This is a genomic window from Rhizobium beringeri (assembly GCF_004306515.1).
In the GTDB taxonomy this organism is placed as follows: Bacteria; Pseudomonadota; Alphaproteobacteria; order Rhizobiales; family Rhizobiaceae; genus Rhizobium; species Rhizobium beringeri.
In genome coordinates this window covers 712,264-728,676 of record NZ_SILG01000001.1, presented here as the reverse complement: position 1 = coordinate 728,676, position 16,413 = coordinate 712,264, and the positions used below count along the sequence as shown (strand labels likewise).

Annotated in this window: 18 protein-coding genes, 1 tRNA gene, 1 pseudogene and 1 riboswitch; of the genes and pseudogenes, 12 read left to right on the top strand and 8 right to left on the bottom strand. The window is 61.2% G+C overall.

Annotated features, from left to right (window positions below):
* Positions 1 to 31: 31 nt before the first annotated feature.
* Positions 32 to 679: a S24 family peptidase gene (locus ELH03_RS03715; protein ID WP_007627142.1), complete on the top strand. Its 648-nt coding sequence runs from the start codon at positions 32 to 34 to the stop codon at positions 677 to 679.
* A gap of 203 nt (positions 680 to 882) precedes the next feature.
* Here the strand turns inward: ELH03_RS03715 and ELH03_RS03710 are convergent, their stop codons facing one another.
* On the bottom strand, positions 883 to 1,101 hold the full coding sequence (locus tag ELH03_RS03710; RefSeq protein WP_128403161.1) for a hypothetical protein: 219 nt from the start codon (positions 1,099 to 1,101) through the stop codon (positions 883 to 885).
* A gap of 453 nt (positions 1,102 to 1,554) precedes the next feature.
* On the opposite strand from ELH03_RS03710, the gene ELH03_RS03705 reads away from it, so the two are divergent.
* Genes ELH03_RS03705 through ELH03_RS03695 form a run of 3 tightly spaced genes read left to right on the top strand, consistent with a single transcriptional unit; the run spans position 1,555 to position 2,284 of the window.
* The gene (locus ELH03_RS03705; protein WP_033181197.1) at positions 1,555 to 1,818 is read left to right on the top strand and encodes a hypothetical protein; all 264 of its coding nucleotides are present in this window, start codon (positions 1,555 to 1,557) and stop codon (positions 1,816 to 1,818) included.
* An 11-nt stretch (positions 1,819 to 1,829) separates the two neighbouring features.
* A complete protein-coding gene (locus ELH03_RS03700; protein ID WP_128412538.1) occupies positions 1,830 to 2,063 on the top strand; it encodes a hypothetical protein in 234 nt (77 codons plus the stop codon).
* On the top strand, positions 2,060 to 2,284 hold the full coding sequence (locus ELH03_RS03695; RefSeq protein WP_130658515.1) for a hypothetical protein: 225 nt from the start codon (positions 2,060 to 2,062) through the stop codon (positions 2,282 to 2,284). Before ELH03_RS03700 ends, ELH03_RS03695 begins: the two co-directional genes overlap by 4 nt.
* Positions 2,285 to 2,310: 26 nt before the next feature.
* On the opposite strand, the gene ELH03_RS03690 is transcribed toward ELH03_RS03695, so the two are convergent.
* Positions 2,311 to 2,550 (bottom strand): DUF982 domain-containing protein, encoded by a 240-nt coding sequence (locus ELH03_RS03690; RefSeq protein WP_018069182.1) that lies wholly within the window; start codon positions 2,548 to 2,550, stop codon positions 2,311 to 2,313.
* Positions 2,551 to 2,732: 182 nt separating this feature from the next.
* On the opposite strand from ELH03_RS03690, the gene ELH03_RS03685 reads away from it, so the two are divergent.
* The 5 genes from ELH03_RS03685 to ELH03_RS03665 all read left to right on the top strand — a co-directional run bounded on the left by ELH03_RS03685 (position 2,733) and on the right by ELH03_RS03665 (position 6,604).
* Complete coding sequence (locus tag ELH03_RS03685) at positions 2,733 to 2,921, top strand: hypothetical protein (RefSeq protein ID WP_128403157.1); 189 nt, start codon at positions 2,733 to 2,735, stop codon at positions 2,919 to 2,921.
* Positions 2,922 to 2,930: 9 nt separating this feature from the next.
* Complete coding sequence (locus tag ELH03_RS03680) at positions 2,931 to 3,953, top strand: LuxR family transcriptional regulator (protein WP_128403156.1); 1,023 nt, start codon at positions 2,931 to 2,933, stop codon at positions 3,951 to 3,953.
* A 148-nt stretch (positions 3,954 to 4,101) separates the two neighbouring features.
* Positions 4,102 to 4,353, top strand: coding sequence for a type II toxin-antitoxin system Phd/YefM family antitoxin (locus tag ELH03_RS03675; protein ID WP_003546085.1), 252 nt, complete (start codon positions 4,102 to 4,104; stop codon positions 4,351 to 4,353).
* Positions 4,350 to 4,799, top strand: coding sequence for a type II toxin-antitoxin system VapC family toxin (locus ELH03_RS03670; RefSeq protein ID WP_130766035.1), 450 nt, complete (start codon positions 4,350 to 4,352; stop codon positions 4,797 to 4,799). Before ELH03_RS03675 ends, ELH03_RS03670 begins: the two co-directional genes overlap by 4 nt.
* 218 nt (positions 4,800 to 5,017) lie before the next feature.
* Positions 5,018 to 6,604, top strand: a complete 1,587-nt coding sequence (locus tag ELH03_RS03665; RefSeq protein ID WP_128403154.1) for a hypothetical protein — start codon at positions 5,018 to 5,020, stop codon at positions 6,602 to 6,604.
* Positions 6,605 to 6,871: 267 nt separating this feature from the next.
* On the opposite strand, the gene ELH03_RS03660 is transcribed toward ELH03_RS03665, so the two are convergent.
* Positions 6,872 to 7,243 (bottom strand): COG4315 family predicted lipoprotein, encoded by a 372-nt coding sequence (locus tag ELH03_RS03660; protein ID WP_018069172.1) that lies wholly within the window; start codon positions 7,241 to 7,243, stop codon positions 6,872 to 6,874.
* A gap of 414 nt (positions 7,244 to 7,657) precedes the next feature.
* Here ELH03_RS03660 and ELH03_RS37830 point away from each other — a divergent pair.
* A pseudogene (locus ELH03_RS37830) lies at positions 7,658 to 7,865 on the top strand (helix-turn-helix transcriptional regulator); the annotation flags it as partial.
* Between the two features lie 105 nt (positions 7,866 to 7,970).
* Here ELH03_RS37830 and ELH03_RS03650 read toward each other — a convergent pair.
* Positions 7,971 to 9,272, bottom strand: a complete 1,302-nt coding sequence (locus tag ELH03_RS03650) for a bifunctional folylpolyglutamate synthase/dihydrofolate synthase (RefSeq protein WP_130766034.1) — start codon at positions 9,270 to 9,272, stop codon at positions 7,971 to 7,973.
* 21 nt (positions 9,273 to 9,293) lie between these two features.
* Positions 9,294 to 9,371: riboswitch (ZMP/ZTP riboswitch) on the bottom strand.
* An 865-nt stretch (positions 9,372 to 10,236) separates the two neighbouring features.
* Positions 10,237 to 10,313, bottom strand: a tRNA-Pro gene (locus ELH03_RS03640).
* A 261-nt stretch (positions 10,314 to 10,574) separates the two neighbouring features.
* Between ELH03_RS03640 and ELH03_RS03635 the strand changes: the two genes are divergently transcribed.
* Complete coding sequence (locus ELH03_RS03635; protein ID WP_018495286.1) at positions 10,575 to 10,982, top strand: hypothetical protein; 408 nt, start codon at positions 10,575 to 10,577, stop codon at positions 10,980 to 10,982.
* A 220-nt stretch (positions 10,983 to 11,202) separates the two neighbouring features.
* On the opposite strand, the gene ELH03_RS03625 is transcribed toward ELH03_RS03635, so the two are convergent.
* The 3 genes from ELH03_RS03625 to ELH03_RS03615 form a co-directional block, all read right to left on the bottom strand.
* Positions 11,203 to 14,598 carry an acyl-[ACP]--phospholipid O-acyltransferase gene (locus ELH03_RS03625; RefSeq protein ID WP_130766033.1) on the bottom strand — a complete coding sequence of 1,132 codons (3,396 nt, stop codon included), beginning with the start codon at positions 14,596 to 14,598 and terminating at the stop codon, positions 11,203 to 11,205.
* A gap of 93 nt (positions 14,599 to 14,691) precedes the next feature.
* On the bottom strand, positions 14,692 to 14,973 hold the full coding sequence (locus ELH03_RS03620) for a YiaA/YiaB family inner membrane protein (protein WP_003546080.1): 282 nt from the start codon (positions 14,971 to 14,973) through the stop codon (positions 14,692 to 14,694).
* 53 nt (positions 14,974 to 15,026) lie between these two features.
* Complete coding sequence (locus tag ELH03_RS03615; protein WP_128403150.1) at positions 15,027 to 15,713, bottom strand: PspA/IM30 family protein; 687 nt, start codon at positions 15,711 to 15,713, stop codon at positions 15,027 to 15,029.
* A gap of 111 nt (positions 15,714 to 15,824) precedes the next feature.
* Between ELH03_RS03615 and ELH03_RS03610 the strand changes: the two genes are divergently transcribed.
* On the top strand, positions 15,825 to 16,413 hold a 589-nt coding region (locus tag ELH03_RS03610; RefSeq protein WP_130806789.1), incomplete at its 3' end, for a TetR/AcrR family transcriptional regulator.

The following is a 16,413-nucleotide window of genomic DNA, read 5'->3' as shown; positions in this document are numbered from 1 at the left end:
ATGTACCTTATTTTAGGGTATTTTTTATATCATGTTGAAAGATCAGGAACAATTTGAACGCGAAGAACGCGCAAAGCGCCTCGTCATGGCCAGGAAGAATGCTGGCTTTGCCGGGCCGAAGGCGATCGTCGATCGGTTCGGCTGGAATGCGAATGTCTACAAGGCGCATGAATCCGGCCGCAACGGCTTCGGCATAGCTGACGCGAAGAAGTATGCCCGCGCTTTCAAGGTCAATCTCAACTGGCTGCAGTTCGGCACCGGCAATGCGCTCGATCCGGATGAGCTGCCGGTCTCCGTCGCCGATGTGCCGAAGATCTCCTGGGTCAGCGCCGGCCAGCTGAGCGAGCAGGCGCCGATCACCGACTTCTCGGAATTCCCGACGGTCGCCGCCCTCGATCTTCCCGATGGCGAATGGATCGCGCTCGAGGTCGAAGGCAATTCGATGAACAAGATCTCGCCGCCCGGCTCGATCATCTTCGTCAATCTGCGCGACAAGCGCCTGGCGCCGAACGCGCTTTATGTCGTCGCCGACGAAACGGGGGCCGCTACCTACAAGCGCTATCGCCCGAACGACAACCCGCCCTTCCAGCCGGCGTCCTACGAGGACGTGCCGCCGCCGGAATTCCAGGGCGCCGTCACCATCGTCGGCCGCGTCCGCCGATCGATCATCGAGATGTAGGGATGAGAGCTCAAGGCTCGGAAATAATGCCGCGAATCAATCATATTTCAATAGGTAAAACAGGATGATACGCCCTTCCTCACGCGCCGGGAGAATTTCTATATCGTCACGATAGCGGTGCTGCTCCTGGCCTACAGTGCCGCGCGGGAGATGTACGGCCTGTAGGATTTCGCTCCTGAGCTCGCCGATCCTCTAGCCTGGGATCACGAGGGGTATCGGGAGGATTCATCCTCTGAAACCACAAATTGCGGATGCTCCGGATGCCGTTCGCGCACCACCCTCGACACCGCCACCAGGATGGACCGAATGGCCGCGGGGAACATGTCCTTCGGCAGCTTCTCCTCCCATGGATCGTAGAATTCGGTGATCGCATCCAGGCCTGCCTCGATCACTTCGTCGGTGATTTCGATTTCGCTGCGCATCGCCGGCCTCCTTTTTTCTCGTGGCATCATACTCCAACTTCAGTTCTCATTCCTCTCTCTTCAGCTTAGGAGGAGAAGGTTCCTGAAGGCTGGTGAGGGAGGGTTCCGGCCAAAGCTTCCCCCTACCCCATGAGCAAAGCCCATGAAGCCGGGAGAGCATTGGCCAAGTCCTGAAGGCCGGAGCCGGGATGGGACACGTGCCAGAGGGGCCATTCGCTTCGCCCTCGTCCTGATTTTCTGACAGCGCACTTAAGGACTTTCGCTTCCCGCGCCGCTGGGCTTCGTCAGCTCGGGAGTTGCACCCGGTCGCCCAATCACTTGATCAAGACATACGCCTATGATTCGTACCTCGTCAATCTATGAGGTATTTTTTATACCTTTCGTAGTTGACGCGATAAGGTATTATATATACCTTTCCCTCACAAGCCGATCAGAGGCCCGAGAGGACAGGCGATGCAGCACATTCGCAATATCGAGACCGAGGAGAGCAAGCGGGATGCCCGCTGGAATGCGGCGCGCACGACCCACGACTGCCGCGCCTATATGGCGAACGAAGCCCAGCGCATGGGCGCCCTCGGCTTTGCCTTCCTCCGCCGTCCCGAACATTCAATCCGCGGCCCGTCCTGGCTGCGCGGTGCGAGCGCCTCCGTCGCGGAGCATTACCGCTATGCCCGCGAGATCATGGGCATCACCGATACCGATCAGCTTTACGCCTGAGGGAAACGGAGATGTCTGCCGCCAATCCCGCACCAGAACCATCGACGGAGAGCCTTCCTGCCGCCCGGCGGGCCGGGACAGCCGAAAAGACCCGCGCCAAGGCCCGCTTCACCGCCGAGGCGCCCGATCTCCTGAAGGCGCTGGTGGAGGCCGAACGCTTTTTCGATGGCAGCGACGATCACGGCTGCCCGCTTCACCAGAAGATCCTCGCCGCCATCGACACGGTGAAAGGCGGCGCAGCATGAGCGATTGCCTGATCAAGGCCTTTTCCGGCTGCGCCTGCCCGCCAGGCGAATGCGTGGAAAAGTCCACCACCCCGGCGCCGGTCACCTTCGTCTCGTGGCGGACCCAGGCAATCGCCTGCCTCACCTTCGGCTTCCTCGCGGCGATCGTCTCGGCCGGCTGGATGGAGGCGCAGTTCAAAACCCGGGATCTGCGAAACCAGGAACATGTGTCATGGAAGTGAGCCAGGGCTTTTGCCAACACCGCCGCTCAGGAGCTGAACTTGATGTCGCTCGCCTTGGCCGCGGTGATGAATGCGCGGCGCACCTGCTCGGGTCCGGCGGCATCGTTGAACACGTCAAGCACAAGCCGTTCGGCCGCCTTGGCCGCCGGCGTCTGCTCGGGCCAGTCGTTCAGCAAAGTGTTGCCGGCCTGAACGACATTATAGACCGTCCTCACCTTGCCATTGATGGTGATCTTCACCGGCTTGAACCTTCGTCGCCTGCTCATGATGCATCCCCTCACGCTGGAAATACGCGACTCAACGAATCACGACGGGACTCGTTCCGGTTGAGATGATTCTTCGTTCGCCAGCCGGGCGCCGAGCCCGATGTCCTCCGTCTGCATGACAGAGCACGGCTCGGATGCGTGCGAGAATGCGGCAGATGAAGCCCGAACCAGGAGGCAACACAATGGACCTTCAGAGTCTGGTCGCCGCGCACATGCTAAACCGCCGCCGCCCGACGCAGATGGGCGCCGCGGCCGAGGATCGATACTACCGAAATCAGATCACCCTGCCGCGCCTGAGGCTTCGGTTACTCGGGCTGATCGCAACAACCGCCGGCGTGACGCTGCTTCTGGCCGGCGTCATCAAGGCATGAGGTGCCGCCATGCTCCGACAGACCGATCATGCTATGCTGCGATCCGTTGTCACGGGGGACCGCGCGATGGACGACAGCGAGGCTGACCGGGCGGCGATCATGGCGGTGATCCGCGCCGAAACCGAGGCCTGGCTGCAGCGCGACTTCGAGGCGCTGGCGAGCCACTGGGTGCAGTCGCCGCAGACCCGGCGGATGGAATACTTCGCCTCGCTCGGCGTCCGGGTGGACGAAGGCTGGGACCCGATCGCCGCGCGGATCAAGAAGATCGTCGAGCGATTCCCGGAGAAACACGCCTTTTCGGAGCGCGTCCGCTGGGAAAAGGTCAACATCGTCGTCGACGGCAACATGGCCTGGATGACCTTCGATCAGATCGGCAGCGACACCGGCGAGGATCGCAAGCGCCAGCTGCGGATCCTCCACCGGATCGACGGCGCCTGGAAGATCGGCTGCATGGTGATGATGGAGAGCAGCGTCGAGGAGGCGAACTGCCCGCTGATCGAGGTCGACGCAGACGCGCGGATTCTCTGGACGAACCGGCTGGCGCGGGAGCGGATGCATGACCATCCCGGGCTCGCCGTCGCCGCTGGCCGCCTGCGTGCCCGGCAGCGCGAACGCGACCCTGCGCTGCGCGAGGCCGTGCGCCTGGCGTTCCGCGAGCTGCAGAGCCAGAGGCCGCTGAACATCGCGCCGAAGCAGGCCTGGGCGGTGGCGCTCGGCGAAGACGCGGCGGGGATTCCGCTCCACTGCTGGGTTCTGCTCGAGGACGGCAAGACGCTGGTCTCCTTCGACGACGCCGAGACGCTGGTGCGCCGGATCGCGAGCGCGCGGGAGGTCTTCGGCCTCTCGCCGGCGCAGACCCGGCTTGCTCGGCTGATCGTCGATGGCCACGACCTCGCAGCCGCCGCCGATCTGCTCGGGGTCAGTGTCAACACGTTGCGCACCCAGCTACAGCGCATCTTCGACAAAACCGGCGTGCGCAGCCAGGCGGCATTGGTGCGGGCGCTGTTGAGCGCCGGGGCTCCGAGCCAATAGGCGCGACCGCCGGCCTCTGGTTGGGCCATTCGTTCAGGCTCGAACTTGATCCATGCGGAGCCGCTGCACCCTTGGAAAATCCTCCACTTGATTCCGTCGGCGCCAATGTCTATTTTGACCATATATGGTCATTTAAAGCGGGGCAGCGATGTCTACAATCAGCGTGGCAGAGGCAAAGGCCGGTTTCGCCGGTCTGGTCGATGAAGCGGCAAACGGGGAATTCGTGACGATCACGCGGCACGGAAAGCCGGCTGCCGTGCTTGTGTCCGTCGAAGCGGCCGAGGCGGCGAAAAGGGCTTTGAAGAAACCACGGCCGAATTTCGGGGATTTCCTGTTGACGTTTCCCGGCGGGGTCGAGCTGGAGCGGAACCCATCGAAAATGCGCGATATCGATCTGTGACCGCCTACCTTCTCGACACGAACATCATTTCGAAGTTCGCGCCGGGCAAGGTGCCGCCGTCCGATCCGGTGCGGGCATGGTTTCGTGAGCAGGGCGAAGCCGATAGCCTGTTTCTGTCGGCTCTATCCGTCGCTGAGATCGAGAAGGGAATGCGGAGCCTTCACCGTCGCGGCGGGATCGAGCGGGCAAAGCGCCTTTCGGCATGGCTGGACTTGATCACCGACAGTTTCGGGGATCGGATATTGCCGATGGATACCGTTGTCGCGCGGATCGTCGGCGCCCTCGAAGATGAAGCCGCGAGCCATGGCCGTCATCCCGGCCTTGGCGATCTCATTATCGCGGCGACCGCGCGCGCCTATGACCTCACTGTTATTACGGAAAACTTGCGGCATTTCCAACCGCTTGACGTCGCTGTCGATCTTCCCGCCGCGTTCCGGTCGGAATGATCCGAACCATCGCCGATGACGAGCCGCACTTGATGTCGCTCGCCCTGGCTGCCGTTATAAACGCCCGTCGCGCCTGCTCGGAAGCACAAGCCTTGGCAGCTTTGACCGCGGCGCCTGCTCGTGGCCGCAGCGCCTCACGCACCGATCTGAACCTGATCTAAACCCGACCCTCCAAAAGAGATCGTGATATGGTTGGAGTCCGATTTGGAGGGGGAGCTATGCTGAAAAATCCCATCGTTGGACTGGCGGTTGGCGCGCTTATGGTTTTTGTGCCCCACGCAGCAGCGACTGCCGATCCGCTTCCCAAAGGTTTTGAGCGCCACAAGTTCAACGGATCGGTCAGACCGGAGGTCAAGGACGGCGTGACCCGGTTTGAGATATTCGACCGTCAGTGTTCCAATGTCGACTATGGAGATGGACGCGGCGAAAATGATTGTCGCAATGGCAACGTCCGCTCAACGATTCGCTATACGCGAGACATGAGGGTTGGCGAAAGCGTCGAATACAAGTTTGATTTCCGGCTCGATCCGACTTTTGCCTACAAAGGCTGGCAAAACAACTCCGCAAATGGCTTTTATCCCGATGGCTGGGACAGCCATTTGCGTCTCGCGTCCTGGGAAGGACCGGCAATCCACAATTTCATCTACATGCTGAAAGCCGACACGCGCAACGGCGTGAACTTTCTCGCCCGCCAGTGCCAAAAACCCGGAGATTTCGGCAAATGGGCGAGATTCTCGCTGAAAATCCGATGGGCAAACGATGAGAGCGGATGGGTTACGGCAAGCTGCGACAACAAGGTGATCTATGCCGCCGAAGGCGAAGCAACCAACCAGGCGCCGCATTGCTGGGAATCGAACGAGTGCGAGCCGCAATCAAACCGCGACCCAAAATCATTCAACTTCATTCTCGGCCCGGTGATGATGGGTTGGGGCAATGAATGGAAGAACTATGACCATCATACGTCCCAGTTTGACGTGGTGCAGCCGGATGGTATCGGCATCGATGTCCGCAATGTCAGTGTGACCCGCGGTGTCGGCGACTATTCCGCCGAACAAGCAGTTTTGCTCAAGACGTTGCAGCAGCAACTGGCTCATTTGGGCTGCAAGCCAGGGAATGTCGAGGGCAAGCCTGACAAGGCAACACGGCAAGCCGCGCTCTCTTGCCGCAAGTTCGAGAGCGGTTCGCTTCCCCAAGCGCTCAACCTGACGACACTGCAAGCCTTCGCTGACGCCTATGCCAAGCCGGAGGCCGCCAGTCTGCCTTCGGGCAACGCCGCGGCTGGTACCGAAGACGTTTCGTCAAAACCGAGGACCTATATCAAGCTGGGCGAAATGCTCGCCCTGACGACAGGCAAAGACACCAAGGTGAATTCCGACTTCTTTGGCAAGATCAAGGGCGCCAAGAAGGGGCAGAACGAGCTGGACTTCATCATACTGGGTCAGTTCGACTACACCGACAACAGTTTCAGCCAGCTGTCATTTGTTCTGCAAGACAAGCTCTCCAAGACCGAAGTGAATGCGGCGGCCAAGTGCGGCTATGGGACGATCAGATTTCCAGACGGCACAGATCATGTGGAGATCGGCATGCAACGTTCAGGAAACACGTTCTCGTCCCCGCCAAGAACTGACTGCTTGATTCAAGCGCTCGGCAAACGACCGGCATCGCAGGTTCCCTACCTCACCAAGGGGTTTGCCGATCTGGCTAAATCAATGGTTTCCGACGGCGGTTGGAAGAAACTCAGGCATGAAGGTTTGAAGATATTTGTCAAACGTGTTGCGGATGGTGAAATCACAGTCGGCGGCTGAGAGCAGCACAGCACCGCACGTTCCATCGGCCGCGGCTTCTTCTCCACCGCGTTCCGGTCGGATGATTGTTACCGACACTGCGTCCCCGATCCCTGCTTCTGACCAGCATTTGGAATCTAGTAGATGATGTCGCAAGGAATGGTGCAGCATTCGGCGGAGGCCGGGGATGTCGGCGAAAGCCGTAGAGAAGGGATATGTAGTTCCAGAGGTCGGTCTTGCGGTTCAAGGCGATCCGACGACCGCCCGTTCAAACGGTCGCCGGTTCAGCTATTTGGCCGCGTGCCAAACTCCCCCAACGCCATCGCCGTTGGCTTCACCGGCTTTCTTATCCTCGACATAGGTGTAGAGCGGCTTGCCCTCATAGGCCCACATCTCTTTGCCATCCGCAGCTTTGACTAGAGTCCATTCGCCTTCTGCCTTGGCCTTGGCTCCGGCGTGGAACGCCGGCCACTTCTTCAGGCAATCCTTATCGCAGTTGGATTTGCCTTTTGTATCTTTGTCGAAGGTGTAAAGGACCATGCCCTTTTCAGTCGCCAAGACCTTGCCCATTTTCGTGTCCACCGTCTTGGCAGGCTCGGCCGCAAAAGCAGACCCGGCTAAAGCAGTTAACGCACCTATCGCGATCAATATCGTTCTCATGATTTTTCTCCCATTCGGCAGTGCCGGCGGAATGCCAGCAGTACCCGATCTAACTGACAAAAACGCCCAACTATGAAAGCAGTTCCGTCCACGGGAGACGAACACGACAGACCAGCAATGGTTATCGCGTCCGCGAAGCGCCAATGACGGTTATTAGCGGCAAAGTCTTCCGCGTCATTAAATTGCATTACATGATTGAACTGAAGGGATAGAGTGACTTGTCGGCACCACTGAACCGGGAGTTGCTGCTTGAGAGCGAAGCGCTCTCGCCCCAATACGGGGGGTTCCTCATGTCCCTTCCAAGACTTGAGCACAACGGGATATTCTCACCCTACGGGGCTCCTTTTTGATCCATAGCGCGCAACGCGCGAGGACGGCCCGGGACGCGGGCAGGGTTTGGCGATGATGCCGCGCGCGCGGGAGGTCTTCGGCCTCTCGCCGGCAGACCCGGCTTGCGCGCCTGATCATCGATGGCCATGACCTCGCAGCCGCCTCCGAACTGCTCGGGGTCTGTATCAACACGTTGCGCACCCAGCTACAGCGGATCTTCGACAAACCCGGCGTCGGCAGCCAGGCGGCATTGGTGCGGGTGCTGTTGAGCGCTGGGGCTCCGAGCCAATAGGCTCGACCGCCAGGTGCTGCGGCATCCGGGCTAACTCGACCGTGCTCACCCGCCGGAGCGGGGCTTCCAGCTGGTCGGAATGGCGTCATTCACACCCGATCAAGCTCACGCCGCACGGATGATGCCGACGAGATAAAGCGATCCCGTCACGAGAACCCAGGCGCCCGATTCCGTGGCCCCTGCCAGTGCTTCTTGATAGGCTTCGAGCGGGTCGAGGATGACGATGCTCAGCAGGCCAAGGGTGTCGGCAATCGTCTTCAGCTGTTCCGGCGAAAGCGATCTGGCGCCCACGGTGGTGAAGATGATCGATATATCGTGGCGCGTCATCGTCGACAGCAAGCCTGCTGCGTCCTTGTCGTCCGCGATTGACATGACGGCAATGCAAGGAGCGCGGTACTTTTCTTCATGCCAGAGGTCACGCAGAACCGCAGCAAGGTTGAAGGGAACATGAGCGCCGTCCAGCACCACATTGACCTTGGCATTGTCGCCGCCGATGGTGACGTTGACCGCCAACTTTTCGAACCGTCCCGGCAGGCGGGCAGCTTCGATCGTCGAGGGATTGAGGAGCTGTTCTCCAAGAGGCTCCGACATCGCGCTTGCGCCCTTTGTCATCACGCCCATTTTCCCGAGGACATCCAGAACCGCGCCCGCCAGGGCAACATTCCGCTGCTCAATCGTTGCATCGGCCGGCACGGTGGGGCGTCGCAAGGCACAGCCGAGTTCTGCTGCCCGGGCGGATACGACAGCACCTGCCTCGTCCGCCTGCGGCAGGAGTGTGACGACAGTCGCGCCGCGCTTTATGATTCCTGCCTTCTCGAAGGCAATGGCCGCGCGGGTTTTGCCGAGAATTTCGGTGTGCTCAAGATCGATATTGGTGATAACCGCGACATCGCTTTGAACGATATTGGTTGAGTCCCACCGCCCTCCAAGTCCGGTTTCGAGAACGGCCCACTCTACCCCTTCAGACCTGAAGATCAGCAAGGCCGAGACCGTCAGAATATCGAACCAGGTCGCTCTCTGCCCGTCCGTCGCCTCCCGCCTTGCGTCTTTGAATGCCGCCAGCGCTGCCCCAAGCGCGTCCGCCAGGCGCTCCTCGCCGACCGAACGGCCATCAATGCTGACCCGCTCGGTGATGTGCATGACATGCGGCGAGGCATATCGCCCGACGGAAAACCCCGCTTGCGCAAGACCCGCTTCGATCAGGGCGCAAGTTGAGCCTTTGCCCTTGGTGCCTGCCACATGGACGATACGGAAGCCGTTCTGGGGATTGCCAAGCCGACGAGCGAGATCGCGCATCGGCTCCAAATCGACCCGCATATCGCCGCGCGGTCGGCGCTCCCAATTCGTGAGTTGATCAAGTTCGGCTAGAAAATTCGAAAGCCGTTCACTTTCGATATGGGACGACATGGGGCACCTTCTCAAACATGATCCAGATGCCCAGGCGAGCGGCCAAACTCCCACGCTCCCCGGTGGTATCCACCTTCATCGCCAGTCACGCAGGCCGTCGATGCTAACATAGATGATGGTGAAATCCAGAGCGGCGCTCGAACTTGATTCATGCGATGCCGATGCACCGAGCTTCCGCCAGCCGCGCCTCGGTTATAACTTTCCTGCAGAAAAATTATAACCAGAGGAAGGATGGGCTTTCGGCCGGTTGAACTCGCTACGGTGAAATCCTGGGGAATTTTGGCTGAGATCAGCAGAAACGAAAAACCCCGCCAAAGCGGGGTCTCTAGCTGGTCGGAGTGGAGTGATTTCGAACACTCGACTCCGACGTCCCAAACAACGAGAACAATCTCAAAACCCCTGCACTGCCGGGCTTTTTCGCGTTCGAACGTGACGCTAAAACACGTTCTGTTTCGCTCAATCGTTGCCAATCATTGCCGTACCGCAATCGAACCGCATTGGGCCCGTCCCGCCGCGCTCAGTTAGCCGGAGCGCTCGTCAACCCAGTGATGCGTGCCACGTCGACCGTCGTTTAATACCAGCGTCCCCGGCCGTACCAGCCGCCGCCGCCTAGCAAAAGAAGTATCACAACGATGATGAGAAGGGTTGTGAGATCCATGTGCGTTCTCCTGGGAGGACCATCACCATCTCGTTTGCGCCTGCCAGGCGTTGCTCATGGTGGGACTCCCTCGCGTACAACGGCGCTGGCCGCGGTTGGTTCCATTCGATGGCCCCTACCCGGCCGGCGCCGACCAAAAAGCCTGCTTGACTTCCCTGGAGACGCTGGAGAAGACCTATGGCCATCACCACCCGGATCACCAAGCCAACGTTGGCGCGGCGTTCACTACGGGGAGAGCTGGTCGCAGGCAAAAATCGGCATAGCAGCGACACAAACGAAAAACCCCGCCGGAGCGGGGTTTCTAGCTGGTCGGAGTGGAGTGATTCGAACACTCGACCCCCACGTCCCGAACGTGGTGCGCTACCAGACTGCGCTACACTCCGTGACCAGCGGCGCTTCTATAGAACAGCCTATCTGGTTGCACAAGCACCAAATTCCAAAAAGCCGGCGGATTTTTTGACGGGGTTGTGACAGGTCGGGAGGTCAGCGGCTGCAGCAAAAAGCCACACCTCTCGCAAATCGAACGGAAGTCTCAAAGGAGCAATTTTCTTTTGCCAGGTTCCGCGCTAAAGGGCAGACGGGACAGGCGAAACCGCTGCGACGGCGGCTTCGCAGCCAATGCGCTTGAGATCAGGGACGACACGATGAATTTCCGCACCATGACCGCGGCCGGGCTTGCAATTGCGCTTGCCGGATGCACGACCATTCCTTCCGCCGGCAATCCGATCGAGGCCCGCTGGGTCGGCAAATCGGCCGGCATCTTCTTTGCCGCCTACGGGCCGCCGATCAGCGACAGCGAGCAAGGCTCGACCACCGTCTATACCTGGCGCGGCGGCTACAAGACCGTGCGCATTCCGGCGAAATATGCCGAAGGCGCCGACGGCAAGCGCGGCAAGCAGATTTCCTCCGCCCGCACCGCCTATCTGCGCTGCCAGGCCGAAATCACCACCAGCTCCGACTACACCATCCGCGACATCCGCACCGTCGCCGACATCCCGGGCGTGGACGGTCCTTCCTATTGCGCCGAGTTTTTGGCGCCCGAACAGAAGTAACGGACGGTTTGTTTGAGATGCGGGGGCCGATGCTGTCCGGTTTGTGCCGGGCGCTGCCCCTCACCCTAGCCCTCTCCCCGTAAACGGGGCGAGGGGACGTGCCAAACGCGGCGTCGAGGTTGGGGAAAGCCGGCGCGGCATGTCCCTTCTCCCCGCCTGCGGGGAGAAGGTGGCGGCAGCCGGATGAGGGGCAGTTCGCGATCTCATAGGCGGCCGACGCTCACGCCGCCTCCCCCGCCTGCACCGCAGTCTCCGCCAGCTTCCGCGCCGCGACGAAATCCACCTTGCCGGAGCCGAGCACCGGCACCTTGCCGATATTGACCTCGGCCGGCACCATCATGTCCATGGCGCCCTTGGATTTGGCGAAGGCGAGGAATTCGGTGCGGGTGGCGGTGGGCGCGTCGGTAAGGAGCACCAGGCGCTCGCCCTTCTTGGCGTCGGGCAGCGAGGAGACGACCGAGAGCGCGCCCGGCCAGAGCTCGGCAGCGAGCGTCTCGACTGCGGCGAGCGAGATCATTTCGCCGCCGATCTTGGCGAAGCGTTTGGCGCGGCCGCGGATCTTGACGAAACCGTCCTCGTCGATGGTGACGATGTCGCCGGTATCGTGCCAGCCGTCGACCAGCGGCTCGAGCACGCCCGGCTTTTCGGCGCGGAGGTAGCCGGCCATGACATTGGCGCCGCGCACATGCAGCCGGCCGCCCTCATCGATGCCGGGCACCGGTTCGAGCTTCCATTCCATGCCCGGCAGGATTTTGCCGACCGTGCCCGACTTGTTGTACATCGGCGTATTGATGGAAATGACCGGCGCAGTCTCGGTGACGCCGTAACCTTCCAAGATGCGCAGGCCGAATTTTTCCATATAGGTCTGGCGGGTCGAGGCCTTCACCGGCTCGGCGCCGGAGAAGATATAGCGGATCGAGCGGAAGTCGTAAGGATGCGCCGTCCTCGAATAGCCGTTGAGGAAGGTATCGGTGCCGAAGATGATCGTGGCGTTGGAGACATAGATCAGCTCCGGCACGATGCGGTAATGCAGCGGCGACGGATAGAAATAGACCGGCACGCCGGAGATCAGCGGCAGCACGGTGCCGGCCGTCAGCCCGAAGGAATGGAACACCGGCAGGATGTTGAACACCTTGTCGCCGCTGTGGAAATCGATGCGGGCAGCGGCCTGGGCGGCGTTCGACAGGATGTTGCGGTGGGTGAGCACCACGCCCTTCGGCGTGCCCTCGGAGCCTGAGGTGAAGAGGATCACCGCCGGATCATCCGGCTTACGCTTCACCAGCGGCCGCGCCTTCCTGAGAAACCCAAGGATCTTGTCCTTGAGTGAGATTTCGGCCCTGAGATCATCGAGCCAGACGATCGTCACCTGCTTTTCCATCTCCTCGATCACGGCACCGAGCTTAGCCTGGGTGACGAAGGCGCGCGAGGTCAGCACATGCTTGACTTCGGCGGCCTTGCAGGCGGAGAGGATATTGGCGGCACCAGCGGTGAAGTTCAGCATCGCCGGCACCTTGCCCGCGCTCATCACGCCGAGAAGCGTGGCGGCGGCACCATTGGCATTCGGCAGCATGACGCCGAGGTTCTGTTCCGGGAAGCGGGCGCGGAATTTGGCGCCGAGCACGGCAGCCCCGGTCAGGAGCTTGCCATAGGTCAGCCGGCCGGTGACCGGATCTTCGACGGCAAGCTTGCCCATGCCGAATTCGTGGCCGGCCTGGATGACGCGGTCGAGCACGGTCGACGAGGTATCGGCGGTCTGGAACAGCAGGTTCGACATCACCTGATAAAGTGCTGCCCCCGCCGCCGTGCGGCGCTTGCGGCCTTTCAGCTCTGGCGGCACTTCGAGCTTCACCGGCTCGAGAATGGTGACCTTGACCTTGGGGAACAGCCGGCGGCGGATCTTGCCGTTATCGAGATAGGAGAGATAGCTCTTCTCCAGCCCATCGATCTTCACCGGCACGACCATCGAGCCTGTTTTGTCGGCGACCATGGCGGCACCGTCATAGACCTTCATCAGCGTGCCGGTCACCGTCAGGCGGCCCTCGGGGAAGATGCCGATCGAGTTGCCGTCCTGCACCACCTTGATCAGCGAGCGCGTCGCCATCGGCTTTGTCGGGTCGAGCGGCAGGAATTTGCACATTTTCAGGAAGGGGCGCACCCACCAGGCCTGGGCGATCTTGTAATCGACGGCGAAGGTGGGCTCTTCCTCGGTGATGGCAAGCGCCAAGGCGCCGTCGAGCAGGCTGACATGGTTCAGCGCGATGATCGGCGCGCGGCCGGCCTTCTTGATATTCTCCAGCCCCTCGACCTCGAGGCGCATGAAGGCGCGGAACAGGATCGAGATGAAATCGCGGAAGGGATTGGTCGGCAGCGTCTTCAGCATCAGCCATGCAACGGCGAAATTGATGATGCCGAGGCCGATCAGAATCTGAGGAATGGAAGCGCCCATCGCCTGGACGGCGGCAACGAGGCCGAGGCCGACGGTGATGAACAGGGCGGACAGCACATTGGCGGCGCCGATGACGCGGGCGCGGCGATCCTCATGCGCCCAGGTCTGCAGCGCGGCGAAGGTCGGCACGGCGATGAAGGCGCCTGCTATCGCCATGCCGGCGAGATCGATAGCGACGCGGATGGTATTCTCTCCGGCGAAGAAGGTGGCGATCGTCGTCGCATGGCTCACCGAAGCCAAGCCCCAGAGGTTCCAGGCGAGATCGAGGCTGAAGAGGCCAAGCAGCGCCGTGCCGACCGGGGCCGGCAGCAGCACGATGCGGCCGGAGGACATCCAGGCGGCAATCGCCGAACCGACGGCGACGGCGATGGCAAAGACGGTGAGATAGGCCGGCACGACGAGCTCGGAGCCGCCGAGCAGCTCGGTCACCATGGTCGGCAGGATGGAGAGAACGAAGGCGCCGACCAGCCAGAACCAGCAGTTCATCAGCGCCGAACGCCACAGCCGTTTATCGGCGCGGATTTCCACGACGAGGGTGTAGCTGGAGCGGATGACATTGCGGTCGATTTCGAGATCCGGCGCCTTGGAGCCGGTGGGCGGGATCATCCGGCTGGCCAGCCAGCAGAGCACCGAAAGCCCCATCATCATCGTGCCGAAGATCAGCACATTGTCGCCGCCTGAGAAGGCGAAGGCGGCGATGATCGTGCCGGCGAGGATGGCGATGAAGGTGCCGCCCTCGATCCAGGCATTGGCCTTCGGCAGGTCGCGGCGTTCGAGATGATCGGGCAGGATGCCGTATTTGATCGGCCCGAACAGTGCTGAGACGACACCGAAGCCGAACAGCGCCGCCATCAGCACGAAGATGGAGGAAAAGGCGAGGCCAACGACGGCAAGGGCGGCGACCGCGATCTCGCAGCGCTTCAGCAGCTCGGCGATCTTGGCCTTGTCGTGCTTGTCGGCGAGTTCGCCGCCGAGCGCCGAGAGCAGCAGGAAGGGTACGATCAGGATAACGCCGGCAAGCGTCACCAGGGCGGCACCTTCACTCGCCGACATCTTGAAGAGAATGAGGAACACCAGGGTGTTCTTGAGGAAATTGTCGTTGAAGGCAGTCAGGAACTGGGTCCAGAACAGCGGCGCGAATTTCCTGGAGGTCATCAGATTGTGTTGCACGGGCTCGTTCCTCTTTCGGCAGGCAGAGAAGGCCACAGAGTTGTTACGCAAAAGTTGAGTGTCGTAACAACTCTGCAGTGCGGTTAACGAAGATCAATCTTCATCGTTACGATTGAACTTGACCAGGAGTTTCTCGGTGCGGGCATCCTCGACCTTGCGGATCAGCTTCTCGGATTCGGCATTGTCGCGCAGCGTCTTGGTGATATTCACCGTAGTCTGCACCAGCATCAGAATGCCCATGGCGAGATAGCCTTTGCCCCAGAGATCGAGCGGCATCATGTAGAGGCCGAGCGCCAGCATGAAGGCGGCCGAGCCGAAGGAGATGTAGGAGAAGCTGACCCAGCTTGCGGAATGTTTCTGGAAACTGTCGTTCATATCAGTGGTCCCTATGGTTCGATGGATGGATGGTTGGATGGATGGATGTAATTTTAAGCTGCAGGCGTGATGCGGCTCTTCAGCCGCGCCAGCACATCATCGGCGGATGAGCGCAGCGGCGCGCCGAAGCCGGCATTGGCAAGCTTTTCGATGATACCGGCCGGGCGGATGGCGCCTTCCATGTCCTTCAGGGCGGCGGCCGTCAGCTCATTCTGGCTCTGGCGCAGGCGAAGGCGCGCCAGGGTCTCTTCGGCATCGTCGAGCGTCGCCAGGCCCGGGCCGGCAACGACAACATCAAGCTTCTGCGCCTCCTGCGTGGCACGGGCCAGCCGCTCGCCACGCTGCAGCTCCTGCAGCCGCGCCTCGGAGGCACGGACGATGCCCTTCAGCTTGTCGATCGCCCCTGTGAACTGGGCTTGCGCCTTTTCCGATGCATCACGCTCGGCTTCGAGATAGGCGATCGCCTCGGCAGCCTCGCGGGCCAGGCCCTCATTGCCCTTGGTCAGCGCCGCGGAAGCGCGGATTTCGAGATCGGTGATGCGGGCAACGATCGTCGCGTGCTGCACCTTCTCCTGTTCGTTCTGGGCGATGGCGACCGCGACACTGCGGCGGGCCGACTGGATCGACTGGGCGGCATCGCGGATCTGCTGGGAAAGCAGCGGCACGGCGTGGCAGTCGGCGAAAGCCTGTTCGGCATCATGCGCCCTGCCCCGCAACAAAATGGAAATCAGTTTGAACATTTCCTTCCTCCGGTTTATGAACGTTGTTCACGAGAGGTGTTATGCCAGAATCATGAACGTCGTTCAAGATAAATTTTGAACGACGTTCAAAAAATCGAAGTGGAATGGTTAATGGCCGGCAGACGAGAAGAAAAACGCGAAGACCTGAAGGCCCGGCTGATCGAGGCGGCGCGCGAGCGGATCGCCCGGGACGGGCTGGCAAATCTCAGAGCCCGCGACATCACCCAGGATGCCGGCTGCGCGCTTGGCGGCCTCTATACGGTCTTTGCAGACCTCGCCGAGCTCGTCATCCACGTCAATTCCGCCACGCTGAAGGCGCTGGAGGCGAGGCTCACCCTTGATAAGGCCAAGGACCGGCCCCCGACCGACCGGCTGCGCAACCTGGCGCAGGGATACCTAAGCTTCGCCGTCGAACACCGGAACCTCTGGAAGGCGCTGTTCGAGCACTTCCCGCCGGAATCGAGCCCGACGCCGCAATGGCATCTGAACGAGCACCTCTTCCTGATGGACGTGATCGCCGAACCGCTGGCCGAACTGCAGCCCCACATGCCCCCCGAAGACCGCGCCATCCGCGCCCGCACCTTGTTCGGCGCCGTGCACGGCGTCGTCAGCATCAGCCTCGAAGGCCGCTTCGTCGGCCTGCCGCTGGAGCGGCTGGCGCGGGAGGTGGATGAGCTGGTGCAGACGATCGCGGCGGGGG

Bases quoted from the DNA above. Each gene is read 5' to 3' on its own strand.
- ELH03_RS03715 (WP_007627142.1), top strand. From the start codon at position 32: ATGTTGAAAGATCAGGAACAATTTGAACGCGAAGAACGCGCAAAGCGC.
- ELH03_RS03710 (WP_128403161.1), bottom strand. From the start codon at position 1,101: ATGCGCAGCGAAATCGAAATCACCGACGAAGTGATCGAGGCAGGCCTG.
- ELH03_RS03705 (WP_033181197.1), top strand. From the start codon at position 1,555: ATGCAGCACATTCGCAATATCGAGACCGAGGAGAGCAAGCGGGATGCC.
- ELH03_RS03700 (WP_128412538.1), top strand. From the start codon at position 1,830: ATGTCTGCCGCCAATCCCGCACCAGAACCATCGACGGAGAGCCTTCCT.
- ELH03_RS03695 (WP_130658515.1), top strand. From the start codon at position 2,060: ATGAGCGATTGCCTGATCAAGGCCTTTTCCGGCTGCGCCTGCCCGCCA.
- ELH03_RS03690 (WP_018069182.1), bottom strand. From the start codon at position 2,550: ATGAGCAGGCGACGAAGGTTCAAGCCGGTGAAGATCACCATCAATGGC.
- ELH03_RS03685 (WP_128403157.1), top strand. From the start codon at position 2,733: ATGGACCTTCAGAGTCTGGTCGCCGCGCACATGCTAAACCGCCGCCGC.
- ELH03_RS03680 (WP_128403156.1), top strand. From the start codon at position 2,931: ATGCTCCGACAGACCGATCATGCTATGCTGCGATCCGTTGTCACGGGG.
- ELH03_RS03675 (WP_003546085.1), top strand. From the start codon at position 4,102: ATGTCTACAATCAGCGTGGCAGAGGCAAAGGCCGGTTTCGCCGGTCTG.
- ELH03_RS03665 (WP_128403154.1), top strand. From the start codon at position 5,018: ATGCTGAAAAATCCCATCGTTGGACTGGCGGTTGGCGCGCTTATGGTT.
- ELH03_RS03660 (WP_018069172.1), bottom strand. From the start codon at position 7,243: ATGAGAACGATATTGATCGCGATAGGTGCGTTAACTGCTTTAGCCGGG.
- ELH03_RS03650 (WP_130766034.1), bottom strand. From the start codon at position 9,272: ATGTCGTCCCATATCGAAAGTGAACGGCTTTCGAATTTTCTAGCCGAA.
- ELH03_RS03635 (WP_018495286.1), top strand. From the start codon at position 10,575: ATGAATTTCCGCACCATGACCGCGGCCGGGCTTGCAATTGCGCTTGCC.
- ELH03_RS03620 (WP_003546080.1), bottom strand. From the start codon at position 14,973: ATGAACGACAGTTTCCAGAAACATTCCGCAAGCTGGGTCAGCTTCTCC.
- ELH03_RS03615 (WP_128403150.1), bottom strand. From the start codon at position 15,713: ATGTTCAAACTGATTTCCATTTTGTTGCGGGGCAGGGCGCATGATGCC.